Below are 23,190 nucleotides of genomic sequence, written 5' to 3'. Positions count from 1 at the left end.
CGCTTTGTGTCATGATTCCCAACATGGCATGCATGGCGCGTCTCCTGGACGCCACCGACGTTCCAATAGCCATGAACTCAGTCGGGGCCGGTCCGTGGACCTGCGCTCCGGCACGGGGAGCCGAGCGTGCTGCTACGGATCAACCTGATACTGCTTGTCGCCTTCGCGCTCGGCATGGCCGCGATCTCCCTTGTTGTGACATCGACGCTGCAGGAAAACGCGACGCGCGAAGTGCTTGCGCAAGCCGGTTTGATGATGGACAGCGCTGCGGCGATCCGCTCCTACACCGACACCGAGATCGGGCCGTTGCTCGACGACAAGATGGTCACCGCGTTCCGTCCGCAGAGCGTGCCGTTCTACGCCGCCACGCAGAACTTCCTCACGCTGCACAAAGAGCATCCGGACTACTCGTACAAGGAAGCCACGCTCAACCCGACCAATCCGCGCGATCGCGCGACGGATTGGGAGGCGGACATCGTGCAGCGCTTTCGCAATGACAGCGCCACCACGCAAGTGAGCGGAACACGCGACACGCCGATGGGTGCCATTCTTTACTTGGCCCGCCCGATCCGTGTCGATGCCGGCTGCCTGGGTTGTCACAGCCTGCCTTCGGTGGCACCCGCAACGATGCTTGCGCGCTATGGCCGCGACAATGGATTTGGCTGGCAGCCCAACGAGATCGTCGGTGCGCAAATCGTTTCGGTGCCGTTCGCCAGTGCTGAGTCGAGCGCCGGGCGCGTGCGTCGTGACGTGCTGACTACTATCGCCGCGGTGCTCGTCGGCATAGTGCTGGTCGTCAATGTTTCGCTCTATGTGCTGGTCATCCGTCCGGTGCGACGGATCGCGCGGATCGCCGATCAAGTGAGTCTCGGCGATACCGCCGCTGAGGAATTCCCGCGTGGCGGCGGGTCTGAGATGGCGGCGTTGTCAGCCGCCTTTAATCGCATGCGCAAGAGCCTGGACAAGGCGCTGCGGATGCTGGGCGGCTGAGCCATGGCACACGACCTCTTCGTAAGCTATTCGCAGCCGGATCGGGAAGCGGCGTTCGCGCTGGTGGAGCGAATGGAGGCGCGCGGCATGAGTGTATGGATCGCGCCGCGCGACATATCCCCGGCCGCCGACTGGGCCGCGGAAATCATCGATGCGATTACGAGTGCGCGGCTGATGGTTCTGGTTTTCTCCGGCAGCAGCAACGAATCGGGCCAAGTGCGGCGGGAAGTAGAACGGGCCGTGCACAAGCAGTTGCCGATCCTTCCGTTTCGAATCGAGGACGTGCTGCCATCCAAGAGCCTGGAATATTTCCTCAGCGCACAACACTGGATGGATGCGTTCCCGCCACCACTCGAACCGCACATCGATCGCTTGTGCGATTACCTCGATACGGCGCTTGGTGGATACGCCACGCACCATCCGCCCGCCGAACACCGGTCATCGCGCGACGCTGCGCCGCCAGCCGATATCGCCCATCCCGCCAGGGGTGTCGATGCGGCGCAATTGCGCCTGCTGGAGGTAGAACTCGCCAAACGCATCGGGCCCGTGGCAGGACACTTGGTACGTCGCGCCGCGCAGGGTTGCGGCGACCTGGATGCTCTTGCGCGGCGCCTCGCACCGGAAATTGATGGCGAGCCGGAACGACGGGTTTTCCTTGAAGCGTGCTGGCGGATCGGCAAGGGCAAGTAGCGGACGGGGCGACCATGCATGCGCTGTTTTGCGCCGATCGGCGCGCGCCATGCATCAGCTTGTTGATCAATGGCGAGATCGACAACAACAGTACAGCCGCCATGGAACTCAATCAGCCGGTTGGTGGCGCCACTACTTGGCTGGCGAAAGCCCTCTTGTATGCGGGTCGCGCTTCGCCGCGGGCGACATAGGCAGCCAGTTTTGGAAACTCGTCCAGAATGCCCGATAGTCTGAGCCTGAGCAGTACCGACACCATCATTAGGTCGCCCGCGCTGAACGCACCATCGAGCCAGTCGGCATCGCCCAGGCGAGCAGAAAGTTGGTTTAGTCGATAGCGGATGCGATCCTTGATCAGCGGCAAGCGCTCCTTTGTCCAGGGCTTATCGCCCTCCGCGAACTTGGCGGTTTGGAGTTCAAGGATCGTCGGCTCCACGGTGTTGATCGCGGCAAACATCCATGTGATCGCACGCGCCCGGGCATTGGGATCGTTTGGCAACAGACCCGCATGGTGCTCGGCGATATGGAAAATGATCGCGCCCGATTCAAACAGGGCGAGATCATCTTCCTCATAGGTCGGAATCTGGCCGAAAGGATGAAGACCCAGATGCGCGGATTCCTTCATCGCACCGAACGAAACAGGGCGAAGCTCGTAGGGTTGGCCCGCTTCTTCGAGCGCCCAGCGAACGCGCGTATCACGCGCCAGTCCCTTGCCGCCGTCGGGCGACCGTTCAAAGCAGGTAATGGTGATGGTCATCGTGAGGTTCCTATTGGCGAAAATCATCGGTTGAAACGATCGCAAACGAATCCACTTAGCCGCTCGCTATTCTGGCGTAAACAACTTCCAGTGCCCTTCGGAGACGACTTCGACGGCACCGTCGGTCACTTTGATGGCGGTCTGATCGTCAATCGCATAACCCGGAACCGACATCTTGGCGGCCCATTTTTCTGCGTGGAGCAGAGTGTTCTCAGGGAGTCTCTCGTGATCCAGGTGAGGGAACAACGAAAAATCGACCGCCCCCAGCGTGCTATCGCGGCCGGAGGGCGCAATCCAGTGGACGAATTCCTCGCCGATGTTGGGGGTCATCACCATGCTCCCGGCGCTCAATCCGACGTAGACCGCCTCGCGCCGCAGCGACGGCAGGAGGTCTGCCAGTCCGGACTGCTGCATCCAGTAGCACAGATACAGAGGATCGCCGCCGCCAACCAGCAGGGCGTCAGTCTCCCGGAGCATGGGGACCCAAAGCGCTTCATCGATGCTGGGCAGCGCGGTGAGCTCCAGCACTCCCAACGACTTCCAACCCAATTCGCACATGGGGCAGTTGGGTTCTCGTCCGCTGATCATCCGCCATGCATGACCAGCACCGCCGGGAATGGCGTATAGCGCAGTGGGAACGCAGAGGGCGCTGGACTCGCTAATTGGTTTGCCCAGTAAGTCCACTAGCGCGTCGTGGATGCTTGTGTTGGTAATACCAGCGGAAGTGAGAAGAAGCTTCATGCCGCCTCTCCGTCATGGTGCTGAGCTATTGCACGCATCGCCTGTCTCCTTGTTTGGGCCCGCCTCATCGATCTGGCATCGAGACGACGAATGGGATTTTCGGAAATCGACAGTGAGGTCCGCTTTCGACTCAAGGCGAACATTCCTGGTGCTTGCGTGTGCGGCTCAATAGCGGCGTGTTCCAGTGCTCTCAGAACAATGTTCAGCGAATCAACGCAAGTTTTTGTCGTAATTGTTGCTCAAGTTTTGGTTCGGCCATATGACTTGCAATGTCCCGCTCGCGCGATACCTAGTTCTGGCCGCTTTCTGAATCACCTTGACTATCGCCGGTTGAGTCAATCCACAGTCCATGCGAACCCAGCCAAAATTTTCTCGACAACTTGTCCAATTCCGGACTCGCCATCCGTCGCCCTAGGGAATGCGGAACAACCAGCCCAGCTGTGTTGCAGGAGACGGCAATGCCGCGATATCTGGTCGCTATCAACCTTCACGACAACTATGTCCCGTTCGTCGAGGGTTTGCTTAGCCTCAGTTGCAAGAGCCGTGAAGAGGTAGACGGTTTCGTCGCCAAAGCCATCGCCGCGGGCGGCTCGACCCACGACAAGCCGCAGGATTACGGCTTCATGTATACCCACAGCTTTGTCGACCTAGACGGCCATGGCTGGGGATTCATCCACATGAGCGCCATGCCCGCATAGCAGTGATCTACGTGATTCAAGCACGAAGACCATTCTGCCTAATAATTCGTTCAAACCGACGCCGCGTTGAACGTCCGCTTCCGACCCTTAGCGGACCATGCGGACTAAACGTTTTTCAACTCGTGAGCATCCCAGTGCCTGCTGTTGTCAAACTATAAGGGCTTCCGCGTGACAAGATTTCTTTCCGTGCTTACCGTCGTATTGATTCTCAGCTCCGCAATAGCCACCGTCGCACCCGCCGCCACGTCGGGATCGCTGCCGGCATCGGCGTACACGCATCCGCAAGAACTCGTCGTCGTAGCGCCCGGCCGGCGGCTCAACCTTTATTGCCTTGGGAAAGGCACGCCAACCGTGCTTTTCGACGCCGGGTTGGGTGACGGCACGATGGGTTGGCGCACGGTGCAAGGCGAGATTGCCAAGACGACGCGCGCATGCACCTACGACCGGGCCAATTATTTTTTCAGCGACACCGTTGATCGACGCGCCACGGCGCAAGTCGCAGTCGACGATTTGTTGGCGCTGATCGATAAGGCCAAGTTGGGTGATCGTGTGATCTTGGTTGGACATTCGCGCGGTGGATTGAATGTTCGGCTTTTCACCTACGAGCATACCGATCGCGTGGCGGGGCTGGTATTGGTGGACCCCACCGTCACAGAGAGGCTGTCTCCCGCAATCACCGCGAACTATGTTCACAAATACGAAAGCTATCTCGCGCGAGGTCAGCAATTAGAGAGCTGCTGGCGCGCGGCGCGGCAGCATGCATTGCGACCAGAGGGCGCGGACCCTTTGCAGTGCCTGGACGACTTCGGCGCCCAGCAAGATCCAGACGAGCAGGCGCTAGCGCACACCATCCGAGCCATGGAGGCGCAACCCGCCTACCAAGCAACCCTTTTCTCAGAACGACAGAACTTGTTCTATCCCATCGACAGCAACGGGGATTCGACCGACGGACGAAGTATCGCACTGGCCGAGCACTCGCTTGGCGACCTGCCTTTAGTGGTAATTTCGGCCGATTGGTTCAAGTCGATCACCTTCAAGGGCACACCGACGGTCGAGCAAGGAAACTTTTTGTCATGGAACAGCGAGCAAATGCACCATATTGCCGAGGAATCGACGCGGGGTGAGTTCGTCAAAGTGCCAAGCCGGCACTACGTGCAAAAAGAGCGACCCGACGTAGTGATCGGCGCCATTGAGCATGTCATCGGCTTGTGTCGTGGGCCTGCGTAATCCTGAGCCGGAAAATGGGGGTGGCTTGATTCCCCGACCGACGGAGCAGAATTAGCGTCCGCTTCCGACCCGAAGCGGACATGCAGACTGTTTGGCGACAATGCGGACGCCTAGTGCGTGGCGCTTGACTCACAAGAAAGTGGTGCTGATGGTGAGATACCACTGTCGTGGCGCACCGACATAGTAGGTCGGTGAGGACTCCTCGGCCGAAAGGGTTGGGCTTGCCGGCAATGCCAGGTAATGCCGGTTGAGAAGATTGAGTGCGTTGATGGCGATGGTGGTCTTATGCAGCACACCGTAGTCGGGAAGTTCGTAACTGGCGCTGCCGTTCAAGGTGAAGTTCGAAGGTACGCGTTCGGTATTTAAGAAGTCGCCGTATTCGCTGCCGGTGAACTTGCCATTGAGGTTCAACGTCAAGCCATCCTGCGAATAGCGTGCGCCAAGGTAAGACATGTTGCGCGGCGTGCCCGGGAATTGCTTGCCTTGCGTGTTGTAGAACTCTGCTGCGGTGTCCTCGGTTGCTGGCAAATACAGATTCTGTTTCACCTTCGATTGCGTATAGGTGTAAGAGCTGTACAGGCTCAAGCCATGCCCCAGATCCAGATTACCTTCCGTGTTAAAGCCAGCCATTCTGACGGGACCGGCGTTGATGTAGTAATTGATGAACGTGTCTTGATCCAGGCCGACCGCGGTGCGATTGCCCATATTGGCGAGATAGGCGTCGGTATGCAGTGTTAGCGGACCATCCGTAAAACGCCAGCCCACTTCATTCGACCATGCGCTTTCCGGCAGTGGCGGTGGCAGGCCGAGTCGAGCATTGCCGTACGTCGATGAATCCTGCGGAGCACGGAAGGTACGCGTGATGCTGTAGTAGATCTGATTGTTCTCGTTTGGACGCCATGACACGCCCAGCGTCGGCAGGAAGTTGTGATAGCGCTGATCGCTGTTCTGCGATGACGTCCAGTCCACCGGATCGGGATTGTTCGGATATAGCACGAACTGGTTAACGCGCTCGGTGTACAGATAGGCGACACCTGCGTTCAACGTCCACGCATCGGTCGGCGTCCAGCTGTCTTCCACGAAGACTTTCTTGACTGTCGTCAGATCGTATTCGGAATAGTTTTCCCAGGGCAGGCCATTGCTATAGGTCAGCAGATGGTTGTCGCCCCAGATCGCCTGCGGCACACCCGTGTTCGGATCGACATACTGCGCATCGATATATTCGAGCTGACGCGAGCGCTCATACCACAGTCCCCAATCGAGGGTATCGGTGAGGCCGAGATTGAGCGTGAATTTGGCATTGATGCCAGGGCGATAAGTGATCGGACGATAGGCCTCCAATACGGCGTACTGCCCATCGGCATATTGGTTCGCCTGCACGATAGGCTGTCCGTTCGCACCGGACTGCAGTGGCAGGAAACCGGCAAAACTACCGTTGCCATCGCCGAACTGGAAATACGGAATCACCGAAAGCGACAGGTTCTCGCTGAGCTTGAATTCACCGTCAAGACTGGTTACCCATGATTTGAAGGGATTTTGGTAGAGCCGGTAATAGCTGTCCTGAGTAAAGAACGCTGGGTCGTTATAGAGCTGGCTGGCGAGAAAGCCACCCGCCGGCGTGGGCGCCCACGTCGTACCGTAATCGTAGTAATACCCGTATTGCGTCGCCTGCGCCTTGGTCAACGGCATGTAGAAATAATTTTCTTCATGGTTGTAGTTGAAGTTGGCCGTCACACTGTTGTTGCCATCGATGGTCCACACCGATTTGGCCTGGATGCGGTGAATACGATCCTGCCCGGCGCCACGCCATTTGTCGTCGGAGTCATCGGAAATGGAAATCCAGCTGCGCACTGGGCCGGTATCGCCCGTGTTGATTCGGATATACGTGCTGCGCGCGTCATTGCTGCCGAAAGTCTGCCCCGCGAAGATGTTGAAATTTTGCGTCGGCGTCTTGGTGATAAAGCTGATATGTCCGCCCACCGCGCCCAGGTCGGGCATGTCGAGGTCGGCCGATCCCGGTGAAACAGTGATGGACTCGTAGTTGCGCGCCTCGCCGTATTCCGACGCATAAGGAATGTAGTCGCCAGCGTCATTCACCGGCACGCCATCGAGCGTTACGCCGATCTCGCTAGCGTTGAAACCGCGGATCGTATAGCTGCTCGAATCGGTGAGGCCGAAACCGTCGTAGGAGGCGGAGTTGACACCCGGGGTACTGTTGATGATCTGCGTGTAGTCAGCTGTGATGGGGACTTCTGCGATCGCCTGTGCAGAGATGGTGGACACCTGCTTGGGTTGGTCCTGAGTTGCCATCAGACCGCCGGCTAACGTCTGCGCGTTGACATTGACCGTCGAGAGCGTCGTGCTTTTACGCACCTTCTCGGTCTGTGCATCCGAACTCGTGGCGCTATTGTCTTGCGCTTGAGCACTTTGCGCTGCGGGTGCAGGTTCGGTGGCGTGGACGACGCTGGGCGAACCCAGGGCCAAAGTCAGTGCAATCCATAATGCTTTGCGATGACGTACGGCGAATCGATGCATGCGTGCTCACCCCCAAATAGACGTCTAAATGAAATGAACGCCTATCTGCCGGCGCCCAATCTGGTTTTTGTATTGCGTCCCCCATCGCAACGACTGGATTGGCTCCCCAACGCCGTCAGATCGCATGCTGCGATGTAACATTTTGTTTATCCGATTGACGCGCTCCTGTCTAGATTGCGTGATGGAGAAGGCTTATTCCCTTTTGGAATGTCGCTATCGATAAATGAAATCAACGGTTTATTCGAATCGGGCATCATGCTCAATATGGCCATTGACGTTGAACCCGGTCATTCGTCAGTTGTGCGACAGCAACAAATTTTGATTTCTCGGTCAGCGGGCGGGGTGCGACGACGGTGAGGGGTTGCCGAGCCGAATCGATTGCCTCACGGCCAAGTCGTCATGAATACTCCATGCCACACGTCGCGCTTTCCTTCTGGACGTCCAAACGATCTGCAACGGGGAATCCATGAAAACCGTCCATCAGCTGTGTGCTCTACTGCTGGTTCTGCAACTGACTGCCTGTGCGACGACATCACCGGCGACGGCGACCCTGCAAGGTGACGCAGCTCACCCGGCGCAAACGCAGGGCTGGGTAGATACACGTCTTTACTTTGGGCTTGGTCCCGCCGATCAGCCGCAAGAAGGCATCAGCGAATCGACGTGGCGTGATTTTCTCGATAAGGAAGTCACGCCTCGCTTTCCGGATGGCTTGACGGTCGTTGATGTCTACGGTCAATGGCAAGGCAAGCAAGAGACCACGCCCGAGCGACTGCATTCCAAACTGCTGGTGATCGATTACCTCGACACACAAGCCAATCGCGACAAGATCGAAGCCATCCGTTCTGCGTGGAAGCAACGCACAGGCGATCAATCGGTATTGCGTGTGACGCAGCCGGCCGATGTTTCCTTCTGATCTTTTTCTGCAGCCGACAGGAACATCGCGTGAACATTGCAGGTAGACGTTCGTTTTTTGTGGCCAGCGATTTCAATGGCTTTTTAGGATTGCTCGTCGACAATTTGTCCGTGATGGCATTTCTTGCCACGGCGCTGATCGGCATCTTTGGATTCCCTGCGGATATTGTCTACACCCGTATGTTTCCGGGCACGGCGTTGGGCGTGTTGTTGGGCAATCTCGCTTACACCGTCATGGCACGCCGCGTTGCGCGTCGCACGGGCCGTGTCGATACCACTGCGATGCCGCTCGGTGTCGATGCGCCCACCAGCATCGGCATGGCGTTGCTGGTGCTCGGCCCCGCATTTCTCGGCTACAAGCAAAGTGGCATGGACGAGCACGCAGCCGCCATCGCGACGTGGCAGCTCGGAATGGCATCACTCGTGGTGATGGGGGTGCTGAAGACGGTGCTGTCGTTCTTCGGTTCGATGGTGCAACGTCATGTTCCACGTGCAGGCTTGCTCGGCTCGATTGCCGGCATTGCACTCGTGCTCATGGGTTTCCTTCCCCTGGTGGAAATCATGAAGGTGCCAGTGGTTGGTTTCGCCGGACTCGGCGTGGTGCTTTACGCGCTGATTGCGCGTGGCCGCATGCCCTGGAATCTGCCGGGCGTGCTGGTCGCATTCGCCGTAAGCCTTTCCCTGTATGAAGTGCTCGGCCCGCTGGGATGGCTGGGTCATGGTTATCACGCCATGTCGGCATGGCAGTGGCGCGTGGCGCTACCTTGGCCGACGTTGCAATGGATACACGGTTTGCCGCTGACCGTGCCGTATCTGCCTTTGATTCTTCCTTTCGGCTTATTGATGGTGGTCGGCGGCATCAATGTGACGGAAAGTGCGCGCGCCGCTGGCGATGACTACAACACGCGCGACATCTTGCTGGTCGAAGCCCTGGCTACCCTGATCGCCGGCTGCTGCGGTGGCGTCGCGCAAACCACGCCCTATATCGGTCAGCCTGCGTATCGCGCGATGGGTGCACGCATTGGCTACACATTGATCGCGGGTATTGTGATCGGTCTTGGCGGTGTGTTTGGCTACTTGTCGAATCTGGTGGAGATGCTGCCGCTTGCCGTACTCGCGCCGATTCTGGTGTTCGTCGCCATTGGCATCACGACCCAGGCTTTCGAGGCGACGCCGACGCGTTATGCCACGGCAGTCGTTTTCAGTTTCTTTCCCGCGATCGCACGCATGGTCGCCATAAAACTGGGCGATCCGACGTACGTTGCTGCCGATCATTTCAATGCGCTCTACAACGACGCATCGCAAGGTATCTCGGAACTGGCGGTGATCAATGTTCTCGGCAATGGCTTCATCATCACCTCGATGATCTGGGCCAGCTTTCTGGTCGCCATGATTGACGGAAAGCTAGGGCGTGCCGCGAGCATTGTCCTGTTGGGTGGCGCGCTGACGTTATTTGGCGTGATTCATTCGGTAACGCCAGCGGGCAATCTGTATTTGCCGTGGCTTCTCGATCCATTGTCTCGCGCGATTGCGCTTCAGTTCGCAGGCGCCTATTTGGTGCTTGCCGCGGTGCTGTTGGGTTTTTCGCTGCAGCGAACCAGGAAGCTCGTGTAGCTCGATGCGCCATTCAAAGAGCTCGCTAAGCACCTATGCATGAGAGCGATGCCGCTCATCGAACACCGCATTACAAGTGACATTGAGATGCGTCGCAGACAATCTCGTATTAGCACCTATCGCACGTGGGCCTCAGGATTGATCGGTTCGCATACGGATGCCGCAGCCTGGAATGCTTCGCGGCATTTTGTCATTACACGTTTGGGCAAGATCGCGTAGACGGATCGCGGTAGTGGTGAGGCGGCGCTATTTCTGCACGGCTTTCCATGATTGAGGCTGCGGTCGCTGAGTGTGCCTTCCGATTCAATTTTTAAGAGCGGACTTATAACGCCACCGTCGGTGCGAAGAATTGAATAGGGAGTTCAACAGTCAAAAACGACACGGCGTAGTTAATCTTCCTAAATTACCTCCGCCCCGTTTTAGGGCCCCCGAGCTGTTTGCGAAGCGCATAGCTTTCGCTGAAAATACCCGGGCCGCGAATTTACTTGCGGTCGCAAAAGTTTGCGCTGCTGGATCGGCGCAAACACCAAAGTGGTCGGATCGTTGCGTTCATTCGTCGACAACAACCCACTCTTCTTATCAGGGGCTTCAATGAAAATAGGGATTTCAAAAATCGCCATCGGCGTGGCCATCGCTGTTGCGTCCACGTCGGCTATGGCAGTGGATGGCCAAATCTTCGTCAATGGCGAAGCAGCAGGCCAGGATACGGCTTTCAACAATCTGCGGGACCGGGATCCCACCAGTTGGGCAGGCGCGGTGCGTCTGGGCTATCTGTGGAACGCCCAGTCGTATACCTGGGGCGTGGAAACCGGCTACGTGGATTTGGGTAACGTAGCGGGAACCAACTACAAGCTCGTGAGCAGTTTAGGTGGTCCTTATGACCCGCTCCGTATAAGCGCTAAAACCGATGGTGAAATCTTGGGCGGCGTTTTCAAGTGGCATGCTGGCGACGCCAACGGCTGGTTCTTTTCGGTGCGCGGAGGCTGGTTCCACTCGCAGACCGACGGACATCAGCACGACACGTTCGGTCTAATACCAAGCACCACATCCAGTGCCACCGGCAACGGCTTTTATGCGGGCGCAGGCGTGGGCTACGACTTCAACCGTCACCTGGGCATCAGCCTGAATTACGACGAATACCATTCGCAGGCCCCCGGCATCTGGCAGGGTCATTTCGGCACCAGCGTATACGGCGGCACCCTCGAATACCGCTTCTGAGTTCTACGCAACAAGCACCATACAGCGCGGCCGCCATTGTGCGGCCGCGATTGTTTGCGAGGTGCACTCAACTATTTCCTCTTGCAGGACTTGCAACGATCAACGCTCGCTGATTCCAGGGCAATGCCGTTTAGTCTGTGCACGTCGGTGGCGATTGGAAGAAATCGGTATGTTTGCGGAAATTTGTTTAGAAGAGTCGGCGCAAAGTTGCATATTTTAAGGATCGATGGTCTTTAGAAATACAGCGTTGGTGAGGATTTTCGCTCCGTGACCATAGCGCAGTGCACGCTTAGCCGAGTTGCATTCGCTCTGCGACTACCGGAACTCGTCGCGCATTTTCGCCAACGTCCGCAGAATGGCTAGTCAGCGCGGGGCGCGTATTTTTTTGGACAGCATTCGCGATAAAGAGAACGGCAGACGGAATCAAAGCTACTGCGAGCGCATAATTTGCATGAATACTCAGCGACGAAATCTGTGACTTCGCTGTCTGTTCTGCCGTAAAAGGCGACTGCAATCGTCTTGCGGAATCAGGGATTCTTTCGCGAGTACTCGCCGCGAAAAGCTAACGACCAGGTGTGACCGTTGTCGGCCGATTTCTCCCATACCTGATCCACTCTGTTTGGCCCAATTCGCACTATGCGTACGCGGTTGAGTACCGATGTGCCATCGGGTCCAATGCTTGGGCCTAAGAGAGTTACGCCGTCCGGCGATGCCTTTCCGTCTAAAAATGTATGCACACGCCCTTCGTTGTCGACAAACATGCCATGCCAGCGTTTATCGTCTGCGCTATACGCAAAGATATTTTCCCCTCGGTGTCCACGTCCGCCGTCCCAGCGTTCGACGACTGCGCATTTGTCTAGCGTCAAAGCAACACTGCTAGAGGCGTTAGCCGCCGCACCTTGTCCACCGACAGCCCAGTCGCCAACCCAAAAGTCGAGTTGCCGGTTTTCCGCATGGGTAGCGCATGAAGAGGCCGTCGATGCTGCAAAGGCGTGCGGAGCGAGCGCCATACATGCGCCCGTGATGCAGACCAGAACAACTTGCCTGAGCTGCTGCGTCATTTTCGCGATGCTCCGTGGTTTGGTGTCTCGCAGCATGAGCGTTGTGGAGCTCTGCTCGCTATCGATATAATGACAATAAATGTCGAATATGCGACAAACGGCAATCGTCGATCGCGTGGCCCATAGCGCAGACGCGATAGTTACGCTTACGCGTGACTACCCTGCCGGCCACACCATTCCGCTGCATCTTCACGATCGCGATCAGCTGGTTTACGCGTCGCTCGGCGTCATGACGGTTCGCACTGCCACGGGCACATGGGTGGTTCCCACTCAGCGTGGCGTCTGGATACCCAAGGGCATTCCACACACGATAACCATGTCGGGCAACGTGGCGATGCGGACGCTGTATCTAAGGCCCAAGCTTGCGACAAAGTTGCCACGCGAATGTTGCGTCATAAACGTATCGCCCCTGTTGCAACAGCTTATTTTTCACGCGTGCACATTCGGTTCGTTGCGCACGAGAGTCCGAACCCAGCGTCACCTGATCGACATCGTCATCGATCAGCTGCAAGTGATTCAGATGGTGCCTCTGCAACTTCCGCACCTGAACGATCCACGCGGACTGCGTGTCGCCGAGGCGCTGCAGGTGGATCCTGGTGAAAACCAGCCACTCAATCAAATCTGTAGAGCGAGCGGTGCCAGCCGAAGAACGATAGAGAGGATTTTTCTAGACGAAACGGGGATGACCTTGGGCAAATGGAGGCAACAGCTTCGACTGATGCGCGCCTTACGCCTCCTCGGCGAAGGATCGAAGGTGACTCATGTTGCCTTGGAAGCGGGTTACAGCACGCCCAGTGCTTTTATTGCGGCCTTCCGCACTGTATTGGGAACCACGCCTGCGCGGTATTTTGGAAAGTCAGCATTAACTGAGACGGATGGCGCTACAAAGGCAAAAGAATAATCCGCATGATCATCCACGCCGGGCACTGAGTGTCCGTTTTGACTGAAAGCAGACACTCCATAGCGCCATCATTGTCGATGGCATCGTTTGTTCCATGGGAGTGGTGAAATGTTTGCAGACTCCTGGCACGCGATTTGTCCATGCGAGGCTCGCCTAAGTATTTCCTAGGTGAATTTGGCCAAAGATAGGTCCAATTTTTTCACAGGGCCGAAAAAATGCACCGCCGGAACTTCTTGAAAATGAGCGGGTATGGCGCGGCGTTCGGGTTACGCACGCGTTGGCCGATGGGCTCCCTCACCGCACCTGTTTCAACCGGACGGCCCGATTACACCCTGCGGATCGGTCGCAACCTGGTGGAGCTAGCCCCGGATCACATCGTGTCGACCCTCACTTACAACGGGCAGTGTCCCGGTCCGTTACTGCGCTTCAAGGAGGGGCAATCGGTAGTTGTGGATGTATTCAACGATACCGATCAACCCGAACAACTTCACTGGCACGGGCAATCGGTGCCAGTGGTTGTCGATGGGGCCGCAGAAGAAGGCACCCCTGCGATTCCGGCACTCGGCATGCGGCGCCTGACCTTTACGGCAAAACCGGCTGGCTTTCGCTTCTACCATACCCATGTCCACGCTGGCGCTGACCTCACCCGCGGGCAATACAGTGGACTGGTCGGACCGATCTACATCGAGCCGCGCGACGACGCGGGTACGTACGATCAAGAGGTCTTCCTCACTCTGAAAGAATTCGATCCGGTGTTTAGCCAGGGCGGTGATATGGCGATGGATTTTCTGCGTCCCGCCGAACGCGATGCCCGGCTCCAAGACATTGGCGAAGCCGCCATGAAGGCGTCACTGGCGCGCGGGATGCCGCACGGTTACGAGGTCGGTTACCAAGCGTTCGCGATCAATGGACGCAAGTTGGGCCACGGCGAGCCTATCCGCGTCAAATCCGGCGAGCGCGTGTTGTTCCATATTCTCAACGCCAGCGCCACCGAACTGCGTAGTCTGGCGCTGCCGGGTCATACTTTCAAAGTGATCGCGTTAGACGGCAATCCCGTTCCACATCCAGCCGAGGTTCCGGTGTTATGGCTCGGCACAGCCGAGCGCATCAGCGTGATTGTGGAAATGACGCATCCGGGCGTATGGGTGCTCGGCGATCTGGCGGACAATGATCGCTGCAATGGCATGGGCATCGTGGTCGAGTATGCGGGGCAGCGCGGCCGCCCGCAGTGGATGGCGCCATCATCGAGTGGTTGGGATTACCGTTGGTTTGCGTCAACGTCATCGGCGATGCCGCCACCGGATGAAGTGATCGATATGACCTTCGCCAAACAAAACGCCATCGATCACGGGTTCAACCGATGGACGATCAACGATGTGGCGTTCGATATGGCATCGATGAAACCGATGTTTCGACTTCACCGCGGCCGGCGGTATCGGTTGCGCATGCGCAATGAAAGCGATGACATTCACCCGATCCATCTTCATCGTCACCGGTTTGAAATCACGCGCATCGCGGGGCACCCGATCGCTGGCATGCTCAAAGACGTGGCGATGCTGGGTGGCTATCAAACCATGGAGGTGGACTTTACTGCCGATCAGATCGGCTTGTCCTTGTTCCACTGCCACATGCAGCTGCATATGGATTTCGGGTTTATGGCTTTGTTTGAGTGCGTCTGATGGCGCCCGAAACGACTGCGATCTCGGGAGATACGCCCACGTCCAAACGGGAACGCGTTCTCGCAGTTGCGTGGACATTCTTGAGACTGGGTTTGACCTCGTTTGGCGGTCCCATTGCGCACATCAGTTATTTCCGGCGCGAGTTTGTCGAACGCCGCCATTGGCTCGATGACGTCCACTTCGGTCGGCTAGTCGCTCTTTGCCAATTCTTGCCCGGTCCAGCCAGCAGCCAACTCGGCTTTTCCATCGGCTTGTTGCGCGCGGGTTGGTGGGGTGGTCTCGCGGCGTTCATGGCTTTTACGTTGCCTTCTGCCCTCTTGATGGTGGGTTTTGGCTACGCCAGTCACGACTTGGCTGGGCCATGGGGGCAAGCCATTGTTCATGGCTTGAAGTTAGTCGCCGTGGCTGTGGTCGCGCAGGGATTGTTGGGCATGGCGCGTTCGCTAACTCCTGACTGGCCGCGCCGAATACTGGCCATCGGTGCGTTAGCGTTAGTTGCGCTTAGTCCAGCGTTACCTATCCAGCTTGCCGCCGTGGCGATGGGGGCCGTGTTGGGGCCATGGCTGTGTCGTCGCGTGCATGCGCCCGAAGGGGATACGTTTGCGTTGACCTACGGGCGACGAATAGGCGCCGCGCTCGTCGTCGCGTATGCGGGTTTGCTGGCGGCGACATTCGCTGACTTGGCGAACGGTTCTGTGCGTATGCAGCTAGCCGCTGCGTTTTACCGCTCGGGTGCGCTGGTGTTTGGCGGCGGTCATGTGGTGCTACCGCTCTTGCAGCAAACCGTCGTCAGTCCCGGATGGATCGACCCCAACACGTTTCTGGCCGGCTATGGCGCAGCGCAAGCCGTGCCCGGACCGATGTTTACCTTGGCCGCTTTCTTGGGCGAGCGATGGCAACATGGCCAGGGCGGCGTGATCGGTGCAGGCGTTGCGTTACTGGCGATCTTTTTGCCTGGTTTGCTATTGGTATCCGGCGCGTTACCGTTTTGGCGTGCACTGGGAGTGCACGATCAGGCGGCGCGCACATTGGCAGGCGTCAATGCGATTGTCGTGGGATTGCTGGCTTATGCGTTCTACAACCCGGTATGGAAAAGTGGTATCCACGACAACGTCGATATCGCCATTGCATTCATCGGATTTTTACTTTTGGTAGTTGCTCGCTGTCCCACATTGCTTATCGTAGTGGGCTGTCTAGCAGCATCGCTGCTTCGAATGGCTTGACGTAAGAGAGTCTGTTATCAGTTTGGAGTTGAACATATTGCTCGTGGAAAAGCAGAGTTTCCTTTCTGTCTTGAGAATTCCAACGTTACCAAACAGACTTAACTCATGCTTCGAATGTCCGCTTGCGACCCATAACGACATTATTGGGAGGATTTACCCGATGAATGCGGAACAAGCGCGAAGACTCGCTGCTTTCGCTGGCGTGCTCGTAATAATCTCGATCCTTGCTGGTGGCTTCTCGGAAGTTTACGTTCCAGGCAAATTGCTGGTCGCCTCTGATCCGACTGCTACTGCCAGAAATGTGGCGGCTTCACCGCAACTTTTCCGACTTAGCTTTTTGGCCTATCTGACCGAGGCGGTTAGCGACATAACGCTGACCTGGATCTTCTATGTTCTGCTGCGTCCGGTGAATGCTTACCTCTCGCTGCTGGTCGCGTTCTTCGGAATCGTCTCTACTGCCACATTCGCCACTTCTGAGCTGTTCTACTTTATGGCGTCAGTTCCAGTTCTCGACGGGGCCGTGCAGATGCACCTGACGGCCGGACAAGGCGAGCTTTTCATTTATTCGGCGCTGACGTTGTACGGCTACGGTGGAACCGTCTTCATGGTTTTCTACGGTATTGCGACAACCCTGCGTGGCTATCTGTTCTATCGCTCTGGGTACTTCCCTCGCTGGCTCGGCGCTCTCCTGCTGATCGCCGGTACATGCTTCATCGTCAAGAACGTTGTCGCCGTTGCGCTGCCGCAATACGACTCCGACTTGTTGCTCGCGCCAATGTTCGGGACGATGATCGCTCTCGCCGCGTGGTTATTGCTCAAAGGCATTGGCCCAGAGCGGTGGCCGACTACGCCCAACGCTCCTTAGCTTGCTAAAAATTCCACGCATAACGTCCGCTTTCGACCCGAAGCGGACATGCACGGAAACGGCGATCAAGGAGGGAATAGTGGACGTGACGGCAGAGCTTCGAGATATATAAGTGCAGGCTATTACCGCAGCAGCAGTGGTTCGTATTCAGAAAGACCGATTGTCCTGCACTTGGCCGCAACATAACTGCGGGATGCGCGGCGTGTATCAGCGTAACCGTCTTTCGTCGTCTCATGCGGGAGCAGTTGGGTGAATCCATTTCATGTTGTGCCATAAGCAAAATATGGCTCGAGCGCTCTATGGATCGCTGCTTGCCGCCATGGTTCTCTTACTGTCACGCCCGATCCACGCAGACTCGCGTCCTTGGACGCTAGGCCGTTACCAGCACGTAGCGTGGACTGGCAAGAACGGAGCGCCTACCGGAGTGGCTGCATTAGCGCAAACGTTGGACGGCTATTTGTGGATTGGTACTGACCACGGTCTATACCACTTCGACGGTACACGCTTCGAGCGCTTTGAAGAGCCATCGACATCGAAGCGCGCGGTCTACGGCTTGTCTGCTAGTTCAGGCGGCGGCCTCTGGATCAGTTACGAAGCCGGTGGCATAAGTTTTCTCAAAGATGGCCAAATCGTTTACTACGATTCAAAAGCAGGGCTCCCCCGCGGCGAAATAGAGGGATTCACCGAAGACAATCATGGCGCGATTTGGGCTTATGGCGCCGGATATCTTTACACCCTCGTCGGAGGGCACTGGAAAAATATTGGGAGCGATTCTGGACTCAAAGATGGCACCGCAAGCTCCTTATTCATCGCGCGGAACGGTGCATTTTGGGTGGGTACCGATCAACACTTATTTTACCGTGCCGCGAATGCCACGCAATTTGTTCCCCTGGAGCAGGGGCGATTCGTAAGTCACATTGTGCAAGCCCCCGATGGCAGCATATGGATCGCGCATCTGCGCGGGGCAATCGAACGCTGGACGACTAACGGTACGGCGATACCGGTTCGATCTTCTGGAAGCATAGCGACGAACTCCGCAGAGCAGATGTTATTCGATCGCCAAGGTGGACTTTGGATCAATGGCCTGGGTGACGGCATTCGCCACATTGCGTCCGATGCGATCCAAGAAGCCACCGATTTGTCTGTGTTGAACGAAAAAATCGAGACGTTCAACACCTCCAACGGACTCAGTGGCGACTACGTGTGGCCACTGCGAATCGATCGAGAAGGAAACATTTGGTTTGGTACCGGCGCCGGTCTGGATCGATTCAGTCGCAGCAATTTCACGCTGGCCCCTTTTCCACCGGGCACTCATGATTTCGCATTGGCGGCCGGTGCTGATGGGTCGATCTGGACTGGAAGTTCCTCAAAACCGGTCATGGAACTCAAAGGCGCGCAGATTAAGACGTTTGATATCCCTCCTTACACGCTCACGGCATACACCGATCGCACGGGAATGGTCTACATCGGTGGACAAAGCGGTATCTGGAAGGTGAGCGCAACGGGTGCTGAGTATGTGGCAAGTCGCCCCAACGCCAGCGTGGCACCCTTGGGCCTTGTCGTAGCGATGACCAAAGATCGAAACGATACGCTATGGGTCTCCATCGGGGGCATAGCGGGATCGGGACTCTATACATGGACAGCGGGTCAGTGGAAGAAATCGTCTATCAGCGGTTTTCCGCGCGCTGACTTCACTGACACTGATGGACGAATATGGTTGGGCTATAGAGACAATCGAATGGTCATCGTTGACGGCGACCACGTCACCACGTTGGGCACCCATGAAGGCTGGACGATCGGCGATACGAAAGCCTTTCAGCAGGACGGTCGCCGCCTATGGATAGGAGGAAGTGAAGGCCTGGGTTACATGGATGGGTTGCGTTTGAAGATGGTAGGGCTGGTTGATGGCAGCTCCCTGAAAAACGTAACGGGCATTGTATTTTCTGACCAGGGTGACTTGTGGGTCCACACACTGGACGGCATTTTTCAATTGGAAGCAAAAGACGTGCGCCAAGCCGAAACAAATGCGTCGTATCCGATGCCTTTTCGAAAGTTTGGCGTGCTAGACGGTCTACCTGGCGCACCGGCATTGCAATTCCCGCTACCGTCAGTCGTTAAGAGTACCGATGGACGACTCTGGTTTGCGACCAGTAATGGTGTCGTCTGGCTCGACCCCGCGCAGTTAGTCTCCAACCCTTTGCCACCCCAAGTGGTCATCAACTCGATTGACGCGGATGGCAAATCCTACGCGTTGGACGATGGCCTGACATTGCCGGCGCATACCGAGAATGTTCGGATTACCTTTTCCGTGCTGAGCATGACCATGCCGGAACGCGTGAGTGCAAAAATTCGCATGCGTGGTCTGGACAATGAATGGCGAGACGTGGGTTTACAACGGGAGGTGAGCTATTCAAATCTTGCGCCCGGGCACTACCACTTCGATGTGATAGGAGCCAATGAAGACGGCGTCTGGAATACCACGGGTAGAAGCATTGGGTTCGGCATCAAGCCAGCGTTCTATCAAACGACGTGGTTCGCCGTGATCGGGATATGTTTGGCGGTGCTCGCACTTTGGCAAGCTCTTGTATTTCGTGTGCGTCAGGTCAACCGCCGACTGCGCGCCCGCTTAGAAGCCCGTCATGCGGAACGAGAACGCATAGCGCGTGATTTGCACGACACCTTGCTTCAGAGCTTTCCGGGAGTGTTGATGAAATTGCAGGCCGGCGTCAACGGACTTCCACTTCCAGAAGAAGCTGTCGAGCGACAATTTCTAAATCAAACGCTGGACCAAGCTCGCGAGATCATTGTGGAAAGTAGGGATCAGGTATCTCGGTTGCGATCTGAAGAATACGGCAATCTCGCTGAGCTTCTAGCCACCTTTGCCCCTGAACATGGAGGGCGCCCTGGGATGGCTTTGAATATCTCGGTTGAAGGGCACGAGCGAAAGCTCAAGAAGGAGATTTTTGAAGAGGTGGCATTCATCATGAAGGAAGCTCTGTGCAATGCCTATGAGCATTCTGGTGGAACTCTGTTGGCCGTTCGTCTGAATTACCGTCACGACGCGCTATTTTTGGAGGTGCATGATGATGGGGAAGGTATTGACCCGGCTATTATGGATGCAGGTGGGAAGCCCGGACACTGGGGGCTTCTGGGCATGCGCGAGCGCGCCAAACAGATGTCAGCGAAACTCTCCATCGAGTCGCCATCAGGGAACGGAACTCGCGTCACGCTCTGCATCCCAGCGCGTATCGCCTATGCGTCGCTGGCGAAGACGAGGCGTTTTGTTTGGTCCAAGCAACCAGCGCCATAGAAATCAATGGTTAAAGGTTTTTCAGTGGCGCAAAGGGCAAATCAGCTTCCATGCTCCGCAATCGACGCTCAGCAATAATCCGGTAATGGCTATTGCCTTGGACCTCGCAGCCAGCCTTTAGTATCAATCGTCGGCGACGAAGGCGAGCCGTACGACGGTAGCTTCTAACTAATCATTCAAGCGGACGCGCGTACCGCGCGCCGCTTGACTCAGGCGTTAGGCAATTCAATAAGTAAATATGGAGATAAAAATGGTTTCGAAATATTCAGGACGATGTCTTTGCGGGGAAATAAGCTATTCAATCGATGTGGAACCGCTATTCACTGGAAACTGTCATTGCAAAGATTGCCAACGTTCATCTGGTAGCGCATTTATTCCAGCTATGCTTTTTTCAGAAGAAAGCGTGTCTGTTCGCGGCGAAGCAAAATATTTCGAATCTTCAGCTGATAACGGAAATATTCACAGAAGAGGTTTCTGTCCAAACTGCGGTTCGCAGCTGTTTGCAAAATTTAATACCATGCCCGGAGTACTTGGTGTTAAAGCAGGTACATTAGACAATCCTTCGGGCTACGTACCCAAACTAGATTTTTATGTAGCAAGTGCCGCACCTTGGGACCATATGAGTCCTCAGCTACCCAAAAAAATAGGTGCGGCCCAAAGTTAAGAGGGGGCCTATCGAAGATGGTCCTCCCTATCCCTCAATCAGGAACTTGGCGCTTCAGAGCGATATGTCTATTTATGCGCGCCCAAGGCAGGTTCAGTCATTGATACATGAACTCGCACATTTGAGACGCTCTTACGTTCGGGCAACGAGAATGCGACAGGAAAGGCGGATAGATCGCTTCGTCAAAAAGCATCGGGCAGGTGTCACTTGCGAAACAAAAAAGAAGATCATTCAGCGCATGGCGCGCGAATTGAGAATTCCAATACATTTAGTTCGCGACAAAATCAGAGCCTCCGAGAAGAAAGACGTGAGACGATTACGCCTAGTGGATAGATCACCTAGCGCCCAGTCATTTTGAGCGCCGCTTCAGGAAGGCGCTCTCCCTGAACGTGGATTTTCGACAACGCATCATGGATCTCTTTGAGATCCGCAGAGGTCAATTCCAGTTCGGCTGCGCCTAGGTTCTCTTCCAGGCGATGCAATTTGGTCGTTCCCGGGATCGGCACGATCCGCGGCTTCTGCGCAAGCAGCCATGCCAACGCTACTTGGGCAGGTGTCGCTTGCTTGCGTTGCGCCACGCCCTTGATCAGTTCCACCAGCGCAACGTTTGCTTTACGCGCCTCCGGTGAGAAGCGAGGCACAAGGTTGCGGAAATCGGTCGGATCAAACCGAGTGTTTTCGTCAATCTTGCCAGTCAGGAATCCGGCACCCAATGGACTGAATGGCACAAAGCCGATGCGAAGTTCCTCGAGAAGCGGTAGAAGTTCCGCTTCGGGTCCGCGCCAAAACAGCGAGTATTCGCTTTGGACGGCTGCGACAGGTTGCACCGCGTGAGCGCGACGGATCGTCTGAACGCCTGCTTCCGATAGGCCGAAGTATTTTACCTTGCCCTCGGCGATCAGTTCCTTGACGGTGCCTGCTACGTCTTCGATCGGCACGGCCGGATCGACGCGGTGTTGGTACAACAGATCAATGCGGTCGGTGCGAAGGCGCTTGAGGCTAGCTTCGGTTACCGCCTTGATGTGCTCGGGACGGCTATTTGTTCCACTACCACGAGCCCTGGTTTCCAGATCGATATCGAACCCGAATTTGGTCGCGATGATCACCTTGTCCCGGATCGGAGCAAGCGCCTCGCCGACGAGTTCTTCATTGGCGAACGGCCCGTATGCTTCGGCCGTATCGAACAGGGTTACACCACGATCATGCGCGGCTCTGATCAGCGTGATCATCTCCTGCCTGTCGGCGGAAGGCCCATACCCCGAGCTCATGCTCATGCAACCCAGTCCGATCGCCGACACGGCAAGGCCGCTGTTTCCAAGTTGACGTTTTTGCATGCTCATCTCCTCAAGGGTGCGGACTAAGGGGGTATCGCCGAGCGGCACGTCTCTCACGGGAACTGTGCGTAGAGATCGCTCGTTACGAAGACGATCAGACCTTCGGCGCTTTATGCAGGCATGGTAGGCTGATGTGCAGCACTCAACAATTACCCCGGTATTGCACGGCCTATTGAGGAAAACTCACCTATGAGACGTGTGGGCCTCTCCGAACTCACGGCCTTCGTCACTATCGCGGAGCATCGGAGCTTTCGTGCCGCGGCCCGTCAGCTGGGTGTTTCACCCTCCGCGCTGAGCCATGCGATGCGAAGTCTTGAGGCGCGACTCGGTGCCCGGTTGTTCAATCGGACGACAAGATCGGTGGGATTAACCGAAGTCGGTGAAAAGCTCTTGCGGCGCGTGCAGCCCGCTATGGCAGATCTCGATGAAGCCGTCGGCGAAGTGGGGGAAGATCGCGATCGGCCCTCCGGTTCAATACGGATCAGTGCGGCGGAATCTGGAGCGAAACCGCTCATCCAACACGTTCTTCCAGCGTTTCTGGCCACTTATCCGGATATCCACGTTGAGATTGTCGTGGATACAAGACTGGTCGATATTGTGGCCGATGGTTTTGACGCTGGAGTACGGCTCTTCGATGACGTGCCGCGCGATATGATCGCCGTTCGGTTTGGACCGGACGTACGATTTGCTGCAGTGGCATCACCTGCCTATCTCTCACAGCACGAGGCGCCGAAGTCTCCGCAAGACTTACAAAAGCATCGATGCATACGCTTT

18 protein-coding genes are annotated in these 23,190 nt (G+C 56.5%); 14 read left to right on the top strand and 4 right to left on the bottom strand.

Features of this window, described 5'->3' with window-relative positions; translation table 11 throughout:
• Positions 1-126 precede the first annotated feature (126 nt).
• Positions 127-990 carry a Tll0287-like domain-containing protein gene (locus tag VK725_RS14795; protein ID WP_325318822.1) on the top strand — a complete coding sequence of 288 codons (864 nt, stop codon included), beginning with the start codon at positions 127-129 and terminating at the stop codon, positions 988-990.
• Positions 991-993: 3 nt separating this feature from the next.
• Complete coding sequence (locus VK725_RS14790) at positions 994-1,680, top strand: toll/interleukin-1 receptor domain-containing protein (protein ID WP_325318821.1); 687 nt, start codon at positions 994-996, stop codon at positions 1,678-1,680.
• 112 nt (positions 1,681-1,792) lie between these two features.
• Here VK725_RS14790 and VK725_RS14785 read toward each other — a convergent pair whose 3' ends face one another.
• A complete protein-coding gene (locus VK725_RS14785; RefSeq protein ID WP_325318820.1) occupies positions 1,793-2,434 on the bottom strand; it encodes a glutathione S-transferase family protein in 642 nt (213 codons plus the stop codon).
• A gap of 66 nt (positions 2,435-2,500) precedes the next feature.
• The gene (locus VK725_RS14780; protein ID WP_325318819.1) at positions 2,501-3,175 is read right to left on the bottom strand and encodes a Type 1 glutamine amidotransferase-like domain-containing protein; all 675 of its coding nucleotides are present in this window, start codon (positions 3,173-3,175) and stop codon (positions 2,501-2,503) included.
• 458 nt (positions 3,176-3,633) lie between these two features.
• Between VK725_RS14780 and VK725_RS14775 the strand changes: the two genes are divergently transcribed.
• Positions 3,634-3,873 carry a hypothetical protein gene (locus tag VK725_RS14775; RefSeq protein ID WP_325318818.1) on the top strand — a complete coding sequence of 80 codons (240 nt, stop codon included), beginning with the start codon at positions 3,634-3,636 and terminating at the stop codon, positions 3,871-3,873.
• Between the two features lie 168 nt (positions 3,874-4,041).
• Positions 4,042-5,100 carry an alpha/beta hydrolase gene (locus tag VK725_RS14770; protein ID WP_325318817.1) on the top strand — a complete coding sequence of 353 codons (1,059 nt, stop codon included), beginning with the start codon at positions 4,042-4,044 and terminating at the stop codon, positions 5,098-5,100.
• 129 nt (positions 5,101-5,229) lie between these two features.
• Here the strand turns inward: VK725_RS14770 and VK725_RS14765 are convergent, their stop codons facing one another.
• A complete protein-coding gene (locus VK725_RS14765) occupies positions 5,230-7,635 on the bottom strand; it encodes a TonB-dependent receptor family protein (RefSeq protein ID WP_325318816.1) in 2,406 nt (801 codons plus the stop codon).
• A gap of 466 nt (positions 7,636-8,101) precedes the next feature.
• Between VK725_RS14765 and VK725_RS14760 the strand changes: the two genes are divergently transcribed.
• From VK725_RS14760 to VK725_RS14720, 9 genes are all read left to right on the top strand, one after another.
• On the top strand, positions 8,102-8,548 hold the full coding sequence (locus VK725_RS14760) for a DUF3574 domain-containing protein (RefSeq protein WP_325318815.1): 447 nt from the start codon (positions 8,102-8,104) through the stop codon (positions 8,546-8,548).
• 29 nt (positions 8,549-8,577) lie between these two features.
• The gene (locus tag VK725_RS14755; RefSeq protein ID WP_325318814.1) at positions 8,578-10,161 is read left to right on the top strand and encodes a hypothetical protein; all 1,584 of its coding nucleotides are present in this window, start codon (positions 8,578-8,580) and stop codon (positions 10,159-10,161) included.
• A gap of 501 nt (positions 10,162-10,662) precedes the next feature.
• Positions 10,663-11,379: an outer membrane protein gene (locus VK725_RS14750; RefSeq protein WP_325318813.1), complete on the top strand. Its 717-nt coding sequence runs from the start codon at positions 10,663-10,665 to the stop codon at positions 11,377-11,379.
• 1,140 nt (positions 11,380-12,519) lie between these two features.
• Positions 12,520-13,341 (top strand): helix-turn-helix transcriptional regulator, encoded by an 822-nt coding sequence (locus VK725_RS14745; protein ID WP_325318812.1) that lies wholly within the window; start codon positions 12,520-12,522, stop codon positions 13,339-13,341.
• Between the two features lie 239 nt (positions 13,342-13,580).
• The gene (locus VK725_RS14740) at positions 13,581-15,020 is read left to right on the top strand and encodes a multicopper oxidase family protein (RefSeq protein WP_325318811.1); all 1,440 of its coding nucleotides are present in this window, start codon (positions 13,581-13,583) and stop codon (positions 15,018-15,020) included.
• Positions 15,020-16,243, top strand: coding sequence for a chromate efflux transporter (chrA, locus tag VK725_RS14735; protein ID WP_325318810.1), 1,224 nt, complete (start codon positions 15,020-15,022; stop codon positions 16,241-16,243). The genes VK725_RS14740 and chrA overlap by 1 nt, the downstream gene beginning before the upstream one ends.
• Before the next feature lie 160 nt (positions 16,244-16,403).
• Positions 16,404-17,108 carry a DUF4386 domain-containing protein gene (locus VK725_RS14730; protein WP_325318809.1) on the top strand — a complete coding sequence of 235 codons (705 nt, stop codon included), beginning with the start codon at positions 16,404-16,406 and terminating at the stop codon, positions 17,106-17,108.
• A gap of 424 nt (positions 17,109-17,532) precedes the next feature.
• On the top strand, positions 17,533-20,418 hold the full coding sequence (locus VK725_RS14725) for a sensor histidine kinase (RefSeq protein ID WP_325318808.1): 2,886 nt from the start codon (positions 17,533-17,535) through the stop codon (positions 20,416-20,418).
• Positions 20,419-20,668: 250 nt separating this feature from the next.
• Entirely contained in the window at positions 20,669-21,082 is a 414-nt protein-coding gene (locus tag VK725_RS14720; RefSeq protein ID WP_325318807.1) for a GFA family protein, read from the top strand.
• Between the two features lie 338 nt (positions 21,083-21,420).
• Here VK725_RS14720 and VK725_RS14715 read toward each other — a convergent pair whose 3' ends face one another.
• The gene (locus VK725_RS14715; RefSeq protein WP_325318823.1) at positions 21,421-22,416 is read right to left on the bottom strand and encodes an aldo/keto reductase; all 996 of its coding nucleotides are present in this window, start codon (positions 22,414-22,416) and stop codon (positions 21,421-21,423) included.
• Between the two features lie 189 nt (positions 22,417-22,605).
• On the opposite strand from VK725_RS14715, the gene VK725_RS14710 reads away from it, so the two are divergent.
• Positions 22,606-23,190, top strand: a 585-nt coding sequence (locus VK725_RS14710; RefSeq protein WP_325318806.1) for a LysR family transcriptional regulator, incomplete at its 3' end; no start/stop codon positions are given.

This window comes from Dyella sp., assembly GCF_035486915.1.
Classification (GTDB): Bacteria; Pseudomonadota; Gammaproteobacteria; order Xanthomonadales; family Rhodanobacteraceae; genus Dyella_B.
The sequence above is the reverse complement of the archived record's forward strand: the minus strand, read 5'-3'. Positions and strand labels throughout refer to the sequence as shown.

Coding starts and splice junctions, on each gene's coding strand:
- VK725_RS14775 (WP_325318818.1), top strand. CDS start 3,634: ATGCCGCGATATCTGGTCGCTATCAACCTTCACGACAACTATGTCCCG.
- VK725_RS14785 (WP_325318820.1), bottom strand. CDS start 2,434: ATGACCATCACCATTACCTGCTTTGAACGGTCGCCCGACGGCGGCAAG.
- VK725_RS14790 (WP_325318821.1), top strand. CDS start 994: ATGGCACACGACCTCTTCGTAAGCTATTCGCAGCCGGATCGGGAAGCG.
- VK725_RS14720 (WP_325318807.1), top strand. CDS start 20,669: ATGGTTTCGAAATATTCAGGACGATGTCTTTGCGGGGAAATAAGCTAT.
- VK725_RS14765 (WP_325318816.1), bottom strand. CDS start 7,635: ATGCATCGATTCGCCGTACGTCATCGCAAAGCATTATGGATTGCACTG.
- VK725_RS14740 (WP_325318811.1), top strand. CDS start 13,581: ATGAGCGGGTATGGCGCGGCGTTCGGGTTACGCACGCGTTGGCCGATG.
- VK725_RS14780 (WP_325318819.1), bottom strand. CDS start 3,175: ATGAAGCTTCTTCTCACTTCCGCTGGTATTACCAACACAAGCATCCAC.
- VK725_RS14760 (WP_325318815.1), top strand. CDS start 8,102: ATGAAAACCGTCCATCAGCTGTGTGCTCTACTGCTGGTTCTGCAACTG.
- chrA (WP_325318810.1), top strand. CDS start 15,020: ATGGCGCCCGAAACGACTGCGATCTCGGGAGATACGCCCACGTCCAAA.
- VK725_RS14745 (WP_325318812.1), top strand. CDS start 12,520: ATGTCGAATATGCGACAAACGGCAATCGTCGATCGCGTGGCCCATAGC.
- VK725_RS14730 (WP_325318809.1), top strand. CDS start 16,404: ATGAATGCGGAACAAGCGCGAAGACTCGCTGCTTTCGCTGGCGTGCTC.
- VK725_RS14715 (WP_325318823.1), bottom strand. CDS start 22,416: ATGCAAAAACGTCAACTTGGAAACAGCGGCCTTGCCGTGTCGGCGATC.